The sequence below is a fragment of the Acidilutibacter cellobiosedens genome (assembly GCF_004103715.1).
Classification (GTDB): Bacteria; Bacillota; Clostridia; order Tissierellales; family Acidilutibacteraceae; genus Acidilutibacter; species Acidilutibacter cellobiosedens.
In genome coordinates, this window is the sequence record NZ_CP035282.1 from 2,032,043 (window position 1) to 2,051,177 (window position 19,135).

At 30.8% G+C, this 19,135-nt stretch carries 14 protein-coding genes and 2 CRISPR repeat arrays (1 of these 16 only partly in view); all 14 genes read right to left on the bottom strand.

Annotated features, from left to right (window positions below; all coding sequences use genetic code 11):
• Window positions 1–1,640: a CRISPR direct-repeat array (repeat unit 29 nt; unit sequence GTTTCAATTCCTCATTAGGTATTATAAAT); it begins 1,390 nt to the left of the window's first position.
• 162 nt (window positions 1,641–1,802) lie between these two features.
• Complete coding sequence (gene cas2 / locus EQM13_RS09780) at window positions 1,803–2,066, bottom strand: CRISPR-associated endonuclease Cas2 (protein WP_128752539.1); 264 nt, start codon at window positions 2,064–2,066, stop codon at window positions 1,803–1,805.
• 13 nt (window positions 2,067–2,079) lie between these two features.
• Window positions 2,080–3,072 carry a type I-B CRISPR-associated endonuclease Cas1b gene (gene cas1b / locus EQM13_RS09785; RefSeq protein WP_128752540.1) on the bottom strand — a complete coding sequence of 331 codons (993 nt, stop codon included), beginning with the start codon at window positions 3,070–3,072 and terminating at the stop codon, window positions 2,080–2,082.
• Window positions 3,073–3,085: 13 nt separating this feature from the next.
• On the bottom strand, window positions 3,086–3,577 hold the full coding sequence (gene cas4, locus EQM13_RS09790) for a CRISPR-associated protein Cas4 (RefSeq protein ID WP_128752541.1): 492 nt from the start codon (window positions 3,575–3,577) through the stop codon (window positions 3,086–3,088).
• 59 nt (window positions 3,578–3,636) lie between these two features.
• Entirely contained in the window at window positions 3,637–5,991 is a 2,355-nt protein-coding gene (cas3, locus tag EQM13_RS09795; RefSeq protein WP_128752542.1) for a CRISPR-associated helicase Cas3', read from the bottom strand.
• Between the two features lie 10 nt (window positions 5,992–6,001).
• Window positions 6,002–6,736, bottom strand: a complete 735-nt coding sequence (cas5b, locus tag EQM13_RS09800) for a type I-B CRISPR-associated protein Cas5b (RefSeq protein ID WP_128752543.1) — start codon at window positions 6,734–6,736, stop codon at window positions 6,002–6,004.
• A gap of 9 nt (window positions 6,737–6,745) precedes the next feature.
• On the bottom strand, window positions 6,746–7,636 hold the full coding sequence (cas7b, locus tag EQM13_RS09805; RefSeq protein WP_128752544.1) for a type I-B CRISPR-associated protein Cas7/Csh2: 891 nt from the start codon (window positions 7,634–7,636) through the stop codon (window positions 6,746–6,748).
• Window positions 7,629–9,569 carry a TIGR02556 family CRISPR-associated protein gene (locus tag EQM13_RS09810; protein ID WP_128752545.1) on the bottom strand — a complete coding sequence of 647 codons (1,941 nt, stop codon included), beginning with the start codon at window positions 9,567–9,569 and terminating at the stop codon, window positions 7,629–7,631. The genes cas7b and EQM13_RS09810 overlap by 8 nt, the downstream gene beginning before the upstream one ends.
• A gap of 31 nt (window positions 9,570–9,600) precedes the next feature.
• Window positions 9,601–10,350 carry a CRISPR-associated endoribonuclease Cas6 gene (gene cas6, locus EQM13_RS09815; protein WP_159429015.1) on the bottom strand — a complete coding sequence of 250 codons (750 nt, stop codon included), beginning with the start codon at window positions 10,348–10,350 and terminating at the stop codon, window positions 9,601–9,603.
• A 244-nt stretch (window positions 10,351–10,594) separates the two neighbouring features.
• Window positions 10,595–11,026, bottom strand: a complete 432-nt coding sequence (locus tag EQM13_RS09820) for a TM1812 family CRISPR-associated protein (RefSeq protein ID WP_128752546.1) — start codon at window positions 11,024–11,026, stop codon at window positions 10,595–10,597.
• Between the two features lie 91 nt (window positions 11,027–11,117).
• A complete protein-coding gene (istB, locus tag EQM13_RS09825) occupies window positions 11,118–11,882 on the bottom strand; it encodes an IS21-like element helper ATPase IstB (RefSeq protein ID WP_114217624.1) in 765 nt (254 codons plus the stop codon).
• A 1-nt stretch (window position 11,883) separates the two neighbouring features.
• Window positions 11,884–13,467, bottom strand: a complete 1,584-nt coding sequence (istA, locus tag EQM13_RS09830; RefSeq protein WP_128751667.1) for an IS21 family transposase — start codon at window positions 13,465–13,467, stop codon at window positions 11,884–11,886.
• A 165-nt stretch (window positions 13,468–13,632) separates the two neighbouring features.
• A CRISPR array of direct repeats spans window positions 13,633–17,167; the repeat unit is 30 nt; unit sequence ATTTACATTCTACTGTAGTTCTATTAAAAC.
• Between the two features lie 181 nt (window positions 17,168–17,348).
• The gene (gene cas2, locus EQM13_RS09835) at window positions 17,349–17,627 is read right to left on the bottom strand and encodes a CRISPR-associated endonuclease Cas2 (RefSeq protein WP_128752547.1); all 279 of its coding nucleotides are present in this window, start codon (window positions 17,625–17,627) and stop codon (window positions 17,349–17,351) included.
• 5 nt (window positions 17,628–17,632) lie between these two features.
• A complete protein-coding gene (gene cas1b, locus EQM13_RS09840) occupies window positions 17,633–18,631 on the bottom strand; it encodes a type I-B CRISPR-associated endonuclease Cas1b (RefSeq protein WP_240662917.1) in 999 nt (332 codons plus the stop codon).
• Between the two features lie 11 nt (window positions 18,632–18,642).
• A complete protein-coding gene (cas4, locus tag EQM13_RS09845; protein ID WP_128752548.1) occupies window positions 18,643–19,134 on the bottom strand; it encodes a CRISPR-associated protein Cas4 in 492 nt (163 codons plus the stop codon).
• Window position 19,135 lies beyond the last annotated feature (1 nt).

Genomic DNA, 19,135 nt, shown 5'->3' on the forward strand with positions numbered 1-19,135 from the left:
GGTATTATAAATTCCTTTGCTTCCTCATTCTTTGTTTTCCTCCAGCAAGTTTCAATTCCTCATTAGGTATTATAAATTTGTATGAGAATAAGGCAGATGCCCCTATAATTTGTGGTTTCAATTCCTCATTAGGTATTATAAATCACTCTAGCCCATTTTTGTTTTTCAGCATTTTCGTCGTTTCAATTCCTCATTAGGTATTATAAATTTCAGAAGATTTAAGAGAGTTAGCTGATACTTTAGAGTTTCAATTCCTCATTAGGTATTATAAATAAGATAATGCCTTACCGTTCTTCCTTGGAATCATGAGTTTCAATTCCTCATTAGGTATTATAAATTTTTTGAGCTTCTTTCACTTCTTATCACTCCTTTTAGTTTCAATTCCTCATTAGGTATTATAAATTCTTGAACGTCAAGCTAAAATACAAGAATTACTTATGTTTCAATTCCTCATTAGGTATTATAAATAAGGAAAGGTGATAAAATGGATAACATGGAAAATATGTTTCAATTCCTCATTAGGTATTATAAATACGTGCAAGGATTGCCTCAATACAGCTATAGAAAAGTTTCAATTCCTCATTAGGTATTATAAATTAAAATTCTGAATAGCGTTCATCCGTTGCAGTTCATGTTTCAATTCCTCATTAGGTATTATAAATAATTCGTTGACAGAGGAATAATGAATCCAAATGAAGGTTTCAATTCCTCATTAGGTATTATAAATGCCTATCTGTCAACCTTAAAATTTGATATCCATGATGTTTCAATTCCTCATTAGGTATTATAAATCTTCAACTGTTGTGATCTTAGCGGCCATTCCTGCGTTGTTTCAATTCCTCATTAGGTATTATAAATGACATGTCAAGATAGACTACAAAATTTCAAAATGAGTTTCAATTCCTCATTAGGTATTATAAATAATCTTCGTTCTGCATATCTGCCGTTTTAGGGCCTAGTTTCAATTCCTCATTAGGTATTATAAATCCTACAAAGCGGGGGTAAGGGGCCGCTTTGAATTAATGTTTCAATTCCTCATTAGGTATTATAAATTTGTTTTGAAGGAAGTATAGAAGAATTTGAAAAGAAAGGTTTCAATTCCTCATTAGGTATTATAAATACACTGTTCCTTTTTGCCCCGTAAGCTTATGTGCTAGTTTCAATTCCTCATTAGGTATTATAAATTAAGCGGATTAAAGGGCTTATACGTTGACAATACTAGTTTCAATTCCTCATTAGGTATTATAAATAAGACGCTCAGTGCAGGAAACGGATTAAGAAAATGAGTTTCAATTCCTCATTAGGTATTATAAATCATTTCCTTGTATTTGGTTGCGTGAATAGAAAACAGTTTCAATTCCTCATTAGGTATTATAAATGAATCGGACACAAAGGGAAGTGTAGATTATGGCAAAGTTTCAATTCCTCATTAGGTATTATAAATTAGTGGATTCCTAAGAACACCAGCCTATCGGCTAGTGTTTCAATTCCTCATTAGGTATTATAAATGTAGGAAGAATGTTTGAAATGCCTTCTTTCATAGAAAGTTTCAATTCCTCATTAGGTATTATAAATTGGACAGAAAAAGAAAAATGAAATTTACAAAAAATTGTTTCAATTCCTCATTAGGTATTATAAATCCATATTTTTAGCTAAAGTTAGCCATTCATATTACTGCAATATATAAATATTTGTTAAATAAAATTATTTGTTATTTGCTATTAATCTGTATTTATCAGCCTTTTTATTATAAATTTTCAAATGTCGATCCCCCGATGTTTTTACCTTATTATAGGTCGACATTAAAAAAATATCGTAGGTTTATTTTTTTCACAGCCGATTATTTCCTTATTGGAATATTTGTCATTACTTAAGGTATATATAATTAATGAATCCTCATTCTTATTCATTTTGTTCTCAAGTTCAATTTTTAGTTTTTTTAAATCACCTTCAGTAATTTCTCCCTCGAATACCGAATTTTGAACCCAAGTTAAATATTTTCTGCATGTCTTCAACGCCTTAGCTACTCTGTTTTCTCCAAAATCGTATACTAAAATAATATACATAATCTCACATCTCTTACCATTTAGCTATAAATGGTAGATATTGTTCATCTTCGGTTATAAATTTCTGCAATTTGTATGCTTCAAGGCGTATCAATCTTTTATAGCTTACGCGATTAGGGAAATTCGGGTACTTTATCGTAGTCTCAAGTTTTTCATTAAATTCCTTAATAAACTTCATTCGCCCCTCATCACTAAGTATAATGCTTCCCAAATCTTTGTTAAAGTCTTTTTTAGTTATTATTTTCTTATTAATTACAGAAAATATTGTCCTATCAACTATTATAGGTTTAAAAATTTCTGCTACATCAAGGTTAAGTGAAAATCTCCTGTCATTTGTACTATGCAGATATCCAATACGAGGATCCAATTGAGTCTGATACAGTTGGGATAAAACCAAAGTATAAAGCATAGAATTTCCAAAACTTATCAGAGAATTAATTCTATCTTTAGGAGGCCTTTTTGTCCTGGAAGTAAATGTAAAGTCTTCATCATCCAAAATTTTATTAAAACTTTTATAGTAGACCTGTCTTACATTGCCTTCAATTGCCATGATAGTTTCTATTGTACTCTGGAGCTGCAATGTATCAAGAAGATTTGTTATTTCTTCTATTTCCCCTTCTAAGTTAGAATTTCTCCTCTCATAATACTTCAAAACCTGCAGTATGTTTTTTATAGCACCATCGATGAATGTCTTAGCTATAATAACCCTTTTCTCATAATTCAAATATGCCTCACTTTGCTTTAAAATTACGTATCCAGAATTTAAATATTCCCTTGGATAAAAAGTTCCCACATAGTATTCATAGTAATTGAAAAAATGAATTGTAATTTTATTTGAACATACAAATTCAAGAAAGTTTTTATTTACATCAACCTCTCCGAAAATATAAATTGACTCTACGTTATTCACTGGAATATACTTTTTTCCTTCTTCTCCTTCGAACATTAATGTATTATCCTTTCGGCACAACCTGCCATTATTAAAAATAAACATATCCTTCTTCACTATTCCGACCCCCTTAAGAATAACAATATTCATTATATCCGCAATTATAGCAAAATTTACACTTTTCAACTTTAGGTGGAGTTTCATTCTGCATAATATCAACAATACTATTCTTCATTACCTCAAGTTCTTGCAAAGTCTCTTCATTTAAAATAATTTCTGTTCTCTTCTTTTCTTCGAGATAAAGTAGCACCCCTTCAGCATCTATTCCCGCATCTTTTAATACCTTAAGATAATATAGAAGTTGCCATTTTGATGCCTGACTGTATTTTGAAGTCTTTTTAGTTTCACCTATTACAAGTTTTTCTTTAGTACTTAATATAACATCAAATTTGACATTACCAAATGCTATCTCCTTCTTATTCCTTTTATACGTTTGCTCATGGAGAAATCTCCCAAAATCTATGTTTTCATCATTTTGATCCGGAACAATATTTCTCGACATGAGCCACACCTCTCTTTTGCATATATTGTAATACCAGATTAAAGTACCGTTTACCTCCATAATATCACCTGAATCCTTAAAAAATTAATTATTAAACATGCAAAATTTGAATAAATATATTAGAAAAAGAACATACTGTCATCTTCTTCTCTCTTATAACCTGTCATGTCATCATAATAACTACCTATTCCGATTCTCGGTATATAAAGTATTTCATACTCCGGAGTAACGGTAAATTTATCAAGGGTCCTCCAATACTTCTCCGGCATCGATATAAAATACTGCTGCATCTCTTTTTTAATAGGAATAAGTTTTTTTTGTCTTTCATTTATATTTTGTATTTCATAACAGTTTCTATATTCTTCAAGTAAGTCCTCTGCCTTTTCATCATACTCTATAAATACATCCAAATATCCTCTGTTTTCTTCTATTAAAGAAAAATGCCCTACTTCCCATTTGTCATTTTCGTCAAAATTCATTTCCTGTATCGATTTAATGAAATTCTTTGAAGGCTGCTGGGATTTTATATCGCTTATTTTTTTATAGTATTCATTTATAAGTTGCAGGTAATCTTTTTCTTCAACTTTTTCATACGGCCCCAAAATCTCGTCAACTACATTGATAGTATCCAATCCATAAATTTTTTCTCCGAAAGTCCTTCCGTCTTCTCCTACCATTTTTATTAGATTTACATTTCCAATAAAGCCCCGGTTATTTCTATTGCATCTTCCCGCACATTGTATTATTGAATCAAGAGGAGCAATGTCCCTATACACTTCATCAAAGTCTAAATTAACCCCTGCTTCTACTACTTGGGTAGTAACTAAAATGACTTTTTCTTTACTTTTCAATTTCTTTTTTATTAAATTTATCCTTTCCACACGATGCTTAGGTATCAAATTGGTCGACAAATAATAAAGCTGATGCCCATATTCGTTATTATTTTCAAGTGTTTCCTTTATCAACTTGTATAATTCAAGAGACTGACCAATCGTATTCACCACAATCATATATGACTTGTCTCTTCTATTTTTGCTGAAATAATCGCAAAATCCCTCTAAAGTCATACCTTCATCTAACTTACATACAATTTGGGTTCTGTTAAACTTCTCACAATAATTTTCATAAATATCACTATCCAAAAGTTCAAAAGCTTTCGGGAAAAATAAAGGCTTTGTAGCTGTCATTATTATAATATGGCAGTTAAGTTCTTCCGCTAATTCAGTAAATACATAATTCAAAAGCTCAAAATATTTTATATTTACAGCTTGGACCTCATCCATCAAAACAATAGAATCTTTAAGAGCATAAAATTTTTTAAGCATCTTATTTTTGGCTCCTATGGCTGTTTCTAAAAATTGTACAAATGTAGTAACAATAACCCCGCTTTCCCAGTTTTCCATAAAAGTCTGGTAATCAACTGCATTATAAATTTCATCATCTCTGTCCTTTTCATAATCGCTTAAATGGTGGTGTTTCATAATATAGTGGTATTCACTGCCTTTTACATTTTCATCGGCAATATATAAATCTCTGATATCATTATAGTTTTGATCTATAATTGAAGTATAGGGAAGAACATATATGACCTTTTTTAGTTCAGAATTTAACTCTTTCAATTTCAATGCCGCAAAAAACCCCGTCATGGTTTTCCCAGAACCTGTAGGAGCAGTAATTGAAAATACTTTTTTATTACAATTCTTAGAGATATTCTCCTGAACCCTTTTTAAAATGCTGTTTCTCATATTATTAATTTCGTTTTTTTCTTTATTCGAGAATTCGTCCTCTCTTATTTTATTAAGTTCCGAATATCCAATAAATTTTTGTTCAAATGGCTTAACTTTTGATGCACTTACTTTGTCAGAAGCAATTAACGTTGAAAAAATTTGTTGATGAATCCAATATGCATCTTTTTCATCATATAATAAAAGAATTTTCTTACGTAAAAGTATTAATGTTTTTTCAATTGAATTTTCATCATCCATAAAAGCCTTAAAATCTTCTCCGAATCCTAATGATTTATATTCATTATAAATATCCGTATAATTTTCTTTAATGTTTTGTTTTTGCTTATTCAAAATTTGAAGTTTCCAATACATAGCATCGGATTTATTTATTTTATTTCCGTGATATGACATTGGAAGATACTTTTCAAAATTCTTCACCCTGCTGTGATGAGACAAAACGGCGTTATAAGCAATAAGGGGGAGAACTCCCTCCCCCATTTCCCGATTAAACATAACATATGCCGTAAAAACAGCCGATATGTGAGCATGGTTTCCTTCCGGCTTTTCTCCTTTCTCTCTTTTAAAAAGCCTGTCTTGAAAGTATGTCGTGTACTTGCCGAAGTCATGACCGCAAGCAACAATTTCATTTATCTTAGAATATTCCTTATTCCCATAAATCAGCGAATATTCCTTTACCTGAGATAAATGTACGATAAGTTTCATATCAGGATGAGAATAAAATTCCATATTATCACCTTCACATAAATAATATATTTTCAGATTTATACGATTCTTCACCGCTCTTTACAACATAATAATCATTTTTCAATTTGAGGTCTATTTTAACCCCCCTATGATCAAATATATAGGTACCGCTTTTTTTTATTTCCCTGTTCTCATCAAAGTCCCTGGGCATACGTTCCTTCACAAGCTGATAGTTTTCAATCTTTATATTCTCTATCTTCTCTGACGGAACAACGGAACTTATAGGCACATATTCATTACTTTTTTCAGAATATATTTCACATCTTTGTACATTTTCAATATCCCCTTGAAAAAATACTGTTCCCATACACGGAGGATAAGCGAATTTATTCTTTATAAGCCGTTCCTGAAGTTCTTCCATAAAACCTTCTTCGGAAGCAGCATATATTCTGTAAGATACTATACTGTCATCATTACAACCTGTGATAATTTCAAAAGGAATTTGAGTATGCTCGTCGGGAAAACAAAGCTGCGATGCAGACGTAGCCTTAATATAATTCAAAGTTTGAGTAAGGCTTCGGGTAGGTCCGTTTTTCTTTACAGCAATATGAAGTTTATTGGACGACAGTACTTTATAATAGCTGTCCCTCTCATAGCCCAAAATGGAAGCAATGAGGCCTTCCACCGTAGTACGGGGAGGCAATGAATAAGACAAAGAGGATGAATTGGTATAAAATTTTCTGAAATGAGCAAATTTCCCTTCTATGTCAAACACTACACCTTTCATAGCAGTCACCTACTGTATTTTTATTATATTGAAATTTTCCAAAGCCTTTTCCAATAATATCTTTTCGCCCTTATTTTCCAAAGATAAAGCTTCATCATAGAAATAATATATCTTATTAATGCTGTCCCTGTTTTCGTTTAAATAGGCTACAAGCTTTGTTATGTCCAAACTACATTCATTAACGTCTCTGATACTTGAATCATCAGGATTCAATTTAATATAACTTCTCAAATCCCTTAAAATCGTTTCCGTATCTTTAAAATCAAGTCTCAGATAAAACCTCGGATACTGCCCTATCTTGCTTCGTGTCGCAAGAAGAGGTATTGCCTTATATAAAGCTTCATCCAAAAGGAAGATATCCTCTTCCCTTAAATTTGTCTTTTCTGCCCTTCTTCCGCTTATTACTCCGGAAAAAGCTATCATGGAATATTTAACTCTGTAATCCTTCCCTATAGCACCTTGTTTATTGGTATCGGAAGATGCAAAATGAGAAGTTATGCTGGATTCAAGAAGTTCCACCTTGTTGAGAGAACATCCCCAGTTAAACTGTACCGGCCCTGTTAACGCTTTATTATCTTTTGAGGTTATAGTTGCTCCGAACAACCTGACATCTATAAAAGTATTTTTTAGTTCTTCAAAGGAATCCTTATCGATTTTCCCATCCTCCACGAACTCTTTGACTCTTGCGGCAGATGTAACAGGTTCACCGTCAACCTTCTGAACATATAAAATATAGCCCTTATCATTAAGATAATCCCTTATATACCTCTTTAGTCTTAAGTCAGATACTAAATTTAAACCTCTTTCATAATCCATTCTCGGCCTGTTTTCTTCGTCAGGATCTCCATTGGGGTTCGTGAGCTTAGCATCATAAAGATACAAAATTTGTCCGTTATTCATCTTTCTTTTCCTCCTTTTTCTTCATAGTTTCATATGCATATCCAGAAAGGATATAGTATAAATTTTCATCCTTATTATATTTCCAATTCTTTTCGTTTAATCCCATCAACATCTTATGAGCAGAAAAAATAGCTTCCGTATACCTTAATATTTTCTCCTGTCTAAGTTTATTTAAAATCTCATTTGACAACCTCTTGACTTTTACAAAATCCATACCGTTAAAATTAATCTTATTCAATATAGGTTTATAGGTACCGCTATTATCTGCTGCAGCTGCCTTGCTATTTTGACTTCTTCCTACCGCTCCGACTAAGCATCCAAGTAAAAATAAGCTTGCCTGCTGATCATCATATCTCATATCGGTTATATATCCTTTATAATTGTCTTTAAGATTCAATTTAGATACATCCATAATCTTACTCCTTTCCACATTGCCCATATTTTCCAAAAACAACATATAATATAATCCGTCGGAAATCCTGAAATCTATAAAATCTTTGCTGTTTGGGCTTGAAACATTATAATCTACTTGTTCAAACCAGTTTATCTTTAAGCACTCAGTAATATTTGAAATAATTTCTTCTCTATTGAGCTTCCTTCCATAAAATAGAGCTTCGTAAATATTCAGCACGTTTTGATACTGGGTCGGAACCTTTTGACTCAGCCTTATAGGAGTCATATAATAAACAAGATTCAGCCCCCTCTGATATTTTCTTTTAGGTATCAGCTGAAAATACTTTTCAAATGTGAACTGAGCTTCATTTATGCTTTCTCCTATTTTCTCAAAAATACCCGGATTTATATCTTTAATAAGTTTCAATATCTTTGTAGCCTGATTCATTTTTTTATAAAAAGCAAAATTTATGAGATAATGATTGCCTTCACCGACAGCTTCATTCAACTCCTGCAAACCATATTTGTATATTTTTAAATTTTCAATATTATTGGCTGTATTTATGGTTTGTTTAAGTTTATCGCTTAACCTATATAAATCCTTTTGTTTAAACTCATAACTGCTATAAATAATATGGGGAATTATATATACATCCAGTTTGGAAATCTTCCCTTGCATATGATTTTGAACAAATTTTTCTCCTGTAAGGAGCTTATCCTTACAGCTTTTACATAAAACCATATTTTTATCGTAATTCTTTCTGTCAAAATTGTTGGCAAAAATCAACTGATTTGTAGTATAGTATTTTATACTCATCTCACTTAAGTCTGATGTACATTCTTCTTTGGAACCGCAGAAACTGCAATATAATTCCTTACTCTCCATTGAACTTCGTTCTTGAACTGTAAGCCTTTTTTTCACCAAATCCCTATACCATTTTGAAGAACCTACAGCCTGTCCGTCAATACTAAGAGTATAAAGCCCTATTTGCTTTTTCTTTGCTCCCTTGGACTTTTCAAGATATTTTTGAAGCTCCTTCTGTAAATAACTTTGAACTTCCTTATACGGCTTTGATTCGTCTTTATATTTTTCATATATTTCCTTGAGACTTTCTGATATCACTCCAATTTTATACCAATCCAGCATATACCTGTACTTTGGAGTTACATCCTCCCCGAAATCATAATAAAATTCATCAGTAATTAAATTTAGTTTTTCTTTTATATCAGCAGGAATTTCCTTTTCTGCAAGCTGACTTACTACTTCGGAAGTAAGGGAAACGGAATTCGTAAAAGTAACGTACCATTGATTTGCGTTAGGCCCTCCATCTCTTCCCAAATTCAGATATTGCGAAACGGTATTTTCATCCATTTCTTTTACTTTAAAATTAACCTTTTTATTGGCAGTGTCAAAATCTATAATAACTATTTTCTTCGGATTATTTTTGTCATCCTCAATATTAACCTTAACGATTCTGCTGTCAATTATGTCCTGCTCGGCAAGAATCTTTTCGCCTATTTCGATTATCTCCTCCAGCATATCTTCACCTCCTCTTATCCTCGTTTTAATTTTATTTATCTAAATCATTTTTTATAATAAGGCCGAAACCTTGAGAATTCTTACTTCCAAGGCCGGCACAAAAAGCCATATCCATAAGCTCCTTGGAGCCTTCTATCTCAAAAATTCCGGTATAACCTTTTATGATAAAGTCCTTATATTTAATAATCTTCTCATGAGGAGTCCCTCGCGGCACAATCGAAAATTCACTGTTTTGGGGTGGTTCGTCATACAAAGCCTGATACTTGTTAATCAGATTTTTTTGTATGTTAGTAGAAAATTCCTTTTCGTATGGATTATAATAATAAGTTTTTTTACTGTTTTCAAAAGTTACAAAGGTACTGTAAGTTGTTATGGGAGACATGGTTTTTATTACTTCTTTCTCGGATATTTTCTGCTTGATAAGCTCTACCTTTGATATTGATGTCCTGTTCTGACTCACATAGATAAAATCTTCCGTATTAATTATTGAATTAAAAACATATTTGAAAAACTCATTATCAATCGAAGAAAAATATATGCTGATATCCTTTGGAAATACAAAATGCTTTTTTTCTCTGTCAACCAACAAAGGTTTTTCCAATACATTCGAAAAACTAAAAAGTTTATAGCTTCTCTTATTGTATGTATATCCTTTATTGTGCATAAAATCAGCAAAGGAATCCTCATTTATAAACTTATATAAAACTCCCTGAATTATATAATTGTAGGACATAGGCAAAAATATCTTATCATTCGATGAAAAAGTTATTTTACAAAGCATGCGCATCATCTCCTATGGTTTTTTATATAAACCGTATTTTAAACAATATTCTTTAATTTAACATAATTTTGGCTATCTGTCAGCTGCCAAGTCTATAATTTCTGCATATATTTGTATGTTCAAAGTAATTATTCTACAACATTCCAAATATTCCTTCCTGATTTTTTAACAATTAAATGGTGACAAGGCATATGAATAAAGCACCTTATCTACCATTATTATATTACCAAACAACAATAACTTTTTAGATCTCAATTATCTTCTTAAATTCTTTATAATATTTCTTTAAATCTCTTTTTAAAGAGTTATAATCATTCGAATCATCAGAAAATTCAAAATGATTTATTGAATTTCTTTTCTGAGAAACCTGATAGGAAAGTTTAGCAATTTCAGGATCCAATCTATCTGCAATTCTTTTTACTTTTCCTTTTACATCCGTACTCAAATTTTTCTCGGTTATTGCCTCTGATTTTATCATAAGAGCAATTTTGGCAATTCTTTCCCTATTATTTCTATCCGTTTCATTACATACATATGTCCTTATGGTCTCTTCCAAAGCAGTAAAACCTTGTTGTATTAAATTATTTTCAATAGACCACTCTACTACATTCAGGCCAATTTTTAAATTATCTTCAGTATTGAATTTTTGAATTTTATATTCAATTTTATTTGTCAACCGAAAATTAGGTCAAAAGACCATTTAATTTTAGGTCACTTTCTTGTAAATAAATGTGCCTCTAAAATTTGTGTACAAAGGCACAAATACTTTAAGCTGTTAAAGATTTAATAGATGCACCATTTTCTCTTAATGTTTCTCTTAGCCGATAAGAATCACCCTCCATGTCGACAAGAATTGCCTTGTAAGTAAGTCTATCTATCATCGCACTTGTAACTGTCGGATCACCGAAAACCTCAATCCAACGCTCAAATGAAAGGTTAGAAGTAATTATTGTTGATTTCCTTGCTGCCCTTAAAGAAAGATTATTAAACAGCAGATCTGTCCCTTCCCGGTCAAACGAGGTGTACCCAAGTTCATCTGCCACTACAAGGTCATATTTTTCAAATCTATTCTCAAAATATCTCAAGGTCTTAGCGCTATTGCTTTCCTTCAATGTAGTAACCAGTAGTGGAATTGTCGTGAACAGAACCTTATAACCTGCCATGCAAGCCTTTAATGCTAAAGCAATACTAACCATAGTTTTTCCGGTTCCCGGGTTACCGGTCATTATGATATTTTTGCCTTTTTCGATAAAATCAAGTGTTGCTAACTCAGGAAGTCTTTTCTGCATATCTACTGGGAGACAGTCAATTTCAATATCTTCAATATATTGCCTGTAAGGCAAATGTGCATTTCGAATACGACATTCAATGGAACGCTTATCCTTTTCTTCCATCTCATAAGTTAAAAGCTTATGAAGAAAATCCTCATAATCAGCCGCTTCAGATATTACTTCTTCATAGTGAGTTTTAATTCCTTTAAGTTTCAATATATTACAGTATTCTTTAATCTCTTCATTTAATTTAACCTTCATACTATACAGCCTCCTTGTTAAGCTTTCTTGATTGGAGTGCTGCAAGTTTATCATAAATCGATAATGTGCTCCTTGATTTTTCAGTTAGATGATCATTTAATGGAACAGTAACGCAAATTTCTTTTTCCTTTCTACTTTCACAAATCACCTTAACCTTATCAGCACTCATATCCATTGGTGACAGTTTTTCAAGTTCCCTTAAAGCTTCTGTCACAGCATGGATTCCTTTTTCATAAATAATTTCTAAAACTTGTAGAAATGTCTTGGCATCTTTGGTATAATACTGTTCATAGATATATTTGATCTGGGTGTCCGTTTGGAGCAGTGCTGTGCTTCCTTTGAGGGCACCTGGTTTTTTATGTAGAGTTCTAAGATAATGATGAATCTCAATTTTCCAGTCATGCAGTTTAAAACTGCGGTCATGTTTAGCTACAATGCTGTTATCGTAGTAGATAATTATCTTATCTGTAAACATCTTCACTTTTACCATTTTACCAACTAATGTATCCGGCACAGAATAATGATTTTGACTTACCGTTACGGTCGAATATTTGTCAACACGGTTTTCTGAATAAATACTGCTTTCAAACTTAGGTAAGTTAGGAAACAAGTGTTTTTGCTCTTCTTTAAAGATTTCCATCGGCACCAATCCGTTAGATGTTTCTTTATTATTAAGCTTCATACATTCTTCAAAAAGAAACTTGTTTGCTTCTGCAAGAGTGTCGAATTTGTCATTACCCGGCTCACTGAATACTTTTCTTCTAACATATTCTACACTTCTCTCAACGTGGCCCTTTTCATTGCCTTTTGCAATATTCGTGAACCTAAAGTTGAATCCATAGTATATTGATAATTCTGTCAATGCTTTTGTTGGCTCTTTTTCGAACAATCCAACAAATTTCTTAACTGCAACCCTCATATTATCATAGACCATTGTTCTAAAATTACCTTTGCAAAATGAGAAAAATTCTGCATGTGATTGTTGAAATGCTGGAGTATCTTGAGATTTAAAAAGCATTGAATATCTGATTCCGCTTTTAGCAGGAGTAAAAACTGCCATTTGATAAGCTTTATATCCTTCTCCCCCTATATCTAATTTTGCCGTACCCCAGTCAAATTCACATACATCTCCAAGAACATATTCTTGTCTTATGAAAGCTTCACGATGCCTATCCTCGATTGTTTTAACTAATCTTTTAACTGATGAATAACTAATATTAAAATTTTTCTTTAACAAGTATTCATGAATATCAATTTTTCTCATTTGCTGCTTTGACATACCGTTAGCACGCTTCCATTCATTAACCTTTAAGCATTCTTCAATTACTTCAATCATCTCAGATGTTACCTTGTTTGGCCCTCTGTTTTCAGAATTGTATTTTGGTTTTTCAACAATTGCTTGAATTAATTCTTTTGTATCTGTTTCAGGATTTTTTGCTAAAAGTTCTTGCTTTTGATTTTCATACTCATTTACATATTTATTTACAGTATCCTTGCTCATGTGAAGCTCACTGGCAATGCTTCGATTGCTCATACCGTCAATATGTTTAAGTATGATTTTTTGTTTTTGATTCAATTTTATCACTTCCTTCTCTTCCTCCTCCCAGTTTATACTGAAAGGATACCATATTTTCTTAAGAAAGTGACCTAATTTTCAATGAGCCAGCTGACCTATTTTTAGATTAGCATAAACAACTGTAGTTCTATTAAAACCTGCATTAATTATATTAAGTTTATAATTGTTTAATATATTTACATTCTACTGTAGTTCTATTAAAACCGCTCCAGCTATCTATTAAATCCTGTTCATTTAGGTATTTACATTCTACTGTAGTTCTATTAAAACATCGTTTGTTATCCACCTTTGAACATATTTTTGTATAATTTACATTCTACTGTAGTTCTATTAAAACTAAAATCCTTCTTTGCAGGAATACCGGCGTTCTTTGCATTTACATTCTACTGTAGTTCTATTAAAACCGAGTATTACTTGTCATATATTCCGACATTCCTAAATTTACATTCTACTGTAGTTCTATTAAAACAAATTCCTACCTTCGCCATTAAGGTTAGATTTGCTAATTTACATTCTACTGTAGTTCTATTAAAACTAAGCCAGAATTGAAATACTACCAGGCGGTTGAATATTTACATTCTACTGTAGTTCTATTAAAACTGAGAGAAATTAAGTTTAGAGGCAAGCGGTTAGATAAATTTACATTCTACTGTAGTTCTATTAAAACATTCATAAATCATCTAATAGAATTTGTAATAAAGAAATTTACATTCTACTGTAGTTCTATTAAAACGCTGCCTCTGCATTCTCTTTTTCTCTTCTTTCCTGCATTTACATTCTACTGTAGTTCTATTAAAACATTTGCTTTTGCAATTGGGAAGTATTGTAGTCATCAATTTACATTCTACTGTAGTTCTATTAAAACTGAAAGGCTTGAATAGAGAATTGCTCTGCTATTGTAATTTACATTCTACTGTAGTTCTATTAAAACTGTACCACGTTGCTCATACATTTCTTGCAAAAATTCATTTACATTCTACTGTAGTTCTATTAAAACACAATAAATCTTGTGTATCTTTGCAAGTGCAAACAAGATTTACATTCTACTGTAGTTCTATTAAAACGCCATGCCGTATATATTAGTATTTGCAATGCTTTCAATTTACATTCTACTGTAGTTCTATTAAAACCGCCGGAGTTTATATCTACTTCTACATCTTCACCGTATTTACATTCTACTGTAGTTCTATTAAAACGAGTGTAGATAGGCTTTACAAGGTTGATAGAGATACATTTACATTCTACTGTAGTTCTATTAAAACGAAGCCGTTTATCAAATCGATAGGCGGCTTTGGTTTAATTTACATTCTACTGTAGTTCTATTAAAACTGAATGAAACAAATATAAACAATCCTGATATAACTTTATTTACATTCTACTGTAGTTCTATTAAAACCTATCCGGTTAAATTCCGGATATCCTTTCGTAAGCAATTTACATTCTACTGTAGTTCTATTAAAACCTTTTTATCCAAAATCTCTATATTCGCATAGAGATCATTTACATTCTACTGTAGTTCTATTAAAACTGGTCACCATTCATCATACAAACTTGATAATTTGCATATTTACATTCTACTGTAGTTCTATTAAAACGATGTAGAAACTGTCATAGCAGTTTTAAAAAAGAAATTTACATTCTACTGTAGTTCTATTAAAACCATATGTTTTACAATTCACTTGTTTTCATTATTATTATTTACATTCTACTGTAGTTCTATTAAAACTTCCTTGCAAGCCCTGCTACTTCTGCCGCCAATTCAATTTACATTCTACTGTAGTTCTATTAAAACCAGGATAATTCCTTATATAATCGTATCCTTCCCGTCCATTTACATTCTACTGTAGTTCTATTAAAACAAGTCTATCACCTTTGCGTCATTATCTCCCATTTCCATTTACATTCTACTGTAGTTCTATTAAAACACCTTTGTAATTTTCCAGCATCCCTGTCCAGGATACATTTACATTCTACTGTAGTTCTATTAAAACTGAGCAAAACAGGAATCACTATGGTAATGCGTATGTAATTTACATTCTACTGTAGTTCTATTAAAACACTTATGAATATTCTCTTATTCCCCTTTTATACAAAATTTACATTCTACTGTAGTTCTATTAAAACGTATACAGCAGAGGAGTAAATAATTTATTGCAGCAAATTTACATTCTACTGTAGTTCTATTAAAACAGGATTAAAGCACAGATAAACGTCTTGGCATTCTTAATTTACATTCTACTGTAGTTCTATTAAAACGTGTTTATGTTGTAGAGGAAGAAATACAGATTATAGAATTTACATTCTACTGTAGTTCTATTAAAACAATAAAATATATTTACAAGATGCTTGTTTACATTCATTTACATTCTACTGTAGTTCTATTAAAACTTTTAACCTTGTTTCTTTTATTTCTTTATATTTTTCATTTACATTCTACTGTAGTTCTATTAAAACGCCCATCAGGAAAGATATACCAATACCAATTTCCTTTATTTACATTCTACTGTAGTTCTATTAAAACAGATAATATCATCACACAGCTGAAATATTGTTATGGATTTACATTCTACTGTAGTTCTATTAAAACGAGGGGGATTATTCCCCCTTGGCCTATAAAAGTAGGATTTACATTCTACTGTAGTTCTATTAAAACCAACAACGGTTTAAGGGGAATGCTCGATAGCTTTTAATTTACATTCTACTGTAGTTCTATTAAAACTTCCTCTATTTCTCTCTCCATTTTCTTTTTCAGCAAATTTACATTCTACTGTAGTTCTATTAAAACGATGTAACTAAGATTGATTGGGATGTATTCATAGATATTTACATTCTACTGTAGTTCTATTAAAACTTTTTTCTTGCTACAACTAACATTACCTCCCTGAAATTTACATTCTACTGTAGTTCTATTAAAACTCATTCGGAAAGGCTTGATAAAATAGAGCTTGCAAAATTTACATTCTACTGTAGTTCTATTAAAACGTATACCTTCTCCACGCTTTCCGCTAAAAAAAGTATATTTACATTCTACTGTAGTTCTATTAAAACAAGAATTTGCTATCTGTGATAACCAGGTCGTAAATAATTTACATTCTACTGTAGTTCTATTAAAACTTATCTCACCCCCTTTACAATAGCCTGTCCATCATAATTTACATTCTACTGTAGTTCTATTAAAACTCAATTACGTTGGCAGTAGAAAGAGGTATTTGCTCTATTTACATTCTACTGTAGTTCTATTAAAACAAAACAGAAACGGGGCAGTCGGAAGGGCAAAATTGCTATTTACATTCTACTGTAGTTCTATTAAAACGCATATACTCCAAAAGAAACCACGGAGTACGAGAATATTTACATTCTACTGTAGTTCTATTAAAACTAATATACATAAAAAAATTACATCACGATTGACAAAATTTACATTCTACTGTAGTTCTATTAAAACAATAGAAGAAAAATACAATGTAACAGTAATGGGGATATTTACATTCTACTGTAGTTCTATTAAAACAATTTAGCATTGTATATTGACACTCCTTTCAAGCTGATTTACATTCTACTGTAGTTCTATTAAAACTATACCACCTCGCTTTTAATTGTAAAATTTTAGGGTATTTACATTCTACTGTAGTTCTATTAAAACAAAAATGAGTATATTCTTTGAGTAGTTTTATCCATCATTTACATTCTACTGTAGTTCTATTAAAACCCGTTTGTTATTAGTTATTGATATTACCCAATTTGTGCTCTATATTTTGTCGATAATATAATATTTATAAAATTAATATATATAACAGCATCAAAATAAAAAAATATACTAACTTATATATTGAAACTTACAGGTTTGTCAATACTCTATGTTTTTTGCGCTACTACACATCGACAAGCACTTAGAAAAAATTAGACGTTTTATCATCAACAATTCCTAAAAATTCTTTTTGCAACCATTTCTCATCTCTGCTTTTAAACAAGAGTACTGAATCTTTATCATTTCTAATATATTCATTTAACTCCATCCTTAATTTCATACAATTTAATTCAGTTAAGTTTCCTTCAAATACAGATTTTTGGATGTGAGTAAGATATTTTTTACATATTTTAAATATATTTTTTGAAACTTTAGCACCTTTTTTATCCATAACTATATCATATACAAGTATTACATACAAATTTATCACCACCACATTTTGAAGGCTTCATATTCTTTTTCCCCAATAAGATGCTTAATTAATTTATAGCATTCAAGTCTTATTAGATATTGGTAAGATACATCTCTCCCCAATTCTTTATGAAATATAGTATTTTTCAATCGGTTATCATATTCTGCCAAAATTTTTCTTTTAGCATTTTCTCTTAAATATAAAAAATTTGAGTCCTTATCAAAATCATTTTCTGTAATTTGATTTTTGTTAAGCATTGAAAATATCATTCTATCAGCAATAAGCGGTTTGAATATTTCAGACAAGTCTAAAGATAAAGAAAACCTTCTCGTCCCAGGTTGATGTAAATAACTAATTGTTGGGTTCAGTTGTGTTTTGTAAATCTCACTCAACGTTGTGGTATAAACTAAACTATTAATAAATGAAATTAAAGAATTGACCATATTATCAGGAGGCCTTTTAACTCTTTTGTCAAATTTAACATTCTGTTTTATAATATTATTCCATGATGAATAATATATTTTTCTTATATTTCCTTCGATTCCCATTATTTCTTCTATGCTATTTCCATCATCTATTGTATTTGCCAATAATTCAATTTGACTCATAAATTGTTCTAATTCAACACCTCTTCCATTATAATATCTTAAATTTCTATAAATATTATGAGCAGAAGCATTTAAAATTTTCCTTGCAATTACAATCCTTTTTTCATAGTTATCATAATGCCTAACCTGATTAACTAACAAATATCCGCTTACATTTGTCTCTCGAGGATAATAACTTCCACTATAAAAACCATAATAATTGAAAACATGTAGAATAATCCTATTTTGAGATAGAAAATTTAATACTTTTGTATTTAAATTTACTTCTCCAAATATATAAATTTCATCTGCAACTTCTACCTTTAAATTTTTAGACTCACCATTCGTACCAGTAATGATTATATTATTATCTTTTCTCCTTAGATCTCCGTTATTTATAATATAAAATGTCTCTCCCAATTTCACGCTGCACCTCCTTATATAAAACAAATCTCATAATAAGCACACTTTTTACATGTTTTTTTATTAATTATCTCCGGAGGTAAGCCCATTGCAATAATATTTTGAATATCATCAAGTACATGCAACAACCCCTCTTCCTCTTTTTTTGTTAAAAAAATATCTTCTCTTTTCCTTAAGAGCGGATAATCCAAAACCCCCTTTTCAATATCTACACCTTTATTTCTCAGTATCCAAATATAGTATTTTAGCTGCCACTTTGAAGCAATATCAATCTTCTTAGATTTTTTAATTTCGTGTATAATTTTCCAATCCTTTAAAAAATCTATATTAATAGTTTCATCTATCAAAATACTCTTTTTTTCTCGCCCGTAAGAATTTTCATCAATTAACTTGCCCATGCCAACAAGCTCACTGTTAAATTCCATATTAATTTCTTTGTTGAAATACCATAATTTCCTTTTGCAAACAAAATAATAATATACCATTACACCGGTTATATTTTTCATA

Bases quoted from the DNA above. Each gene is read 5' to 3' on its own strand.
- cas5b (WP_128752543.1), bottom strand. From the start codon at position 6,736: ATGAAAGGTGTAGTGTTTGACATAGAAGGGAAATTTGCTCATTTCAGA.
- cas4 (WP_128752548.1), bottom strand. From the start codon at position 19,134: ATGAAAAATATAACCGGTGTAATGGTATATTATTATTTTGTTTGCAAA.
- cas2 (WP_128752539.1), bottom strand. From the start codon at position 2,066: ATGTATATTATTTTAGTATACGATTTTGGAGAAAACAGAGTAGCTAAG.
- istB (WP_114217624.1), bottom strand. From the start codon at position 11,882: ATGAAGGTTAAATTAAATGAAGAGATTAAAGAATACTGTAATATATTG.
- cas3 (WP_128752542.1), bottom strand. From the start codon at position 5,991: ATGGAATTTTATTCTCATCCTGATATGAAACTTATCGTACATTTATCT.
- cas6 (WP_159429015.1), bottom strand. From the start codon at position 10,350: ATGCTTTGTAAAATAACTTTTTCATCGAATGATAAGATATTTTTGCCT.
- cas4 (WP_128752541.1), bottom strand. From the start codon at position 3,577: ATGGAGGTAAACGGTACTTTAATCTGGTATTACAATATATGCAAAAGA.
- EQM13_RS09810 (WP_128752545.1), bottom strand. From the start codon at position 9,569: ATGCTGGAGGAGATAATCGAAATAGGCGAAAAGATTCTTGCCGAGCAG.
- cas7b (WP_128752544.1), bottom strand. From the start codon at position 7,636: ATGAATAACGGACAAATTTTGTATCTTTATGATGCTAAGCTCACGAAC.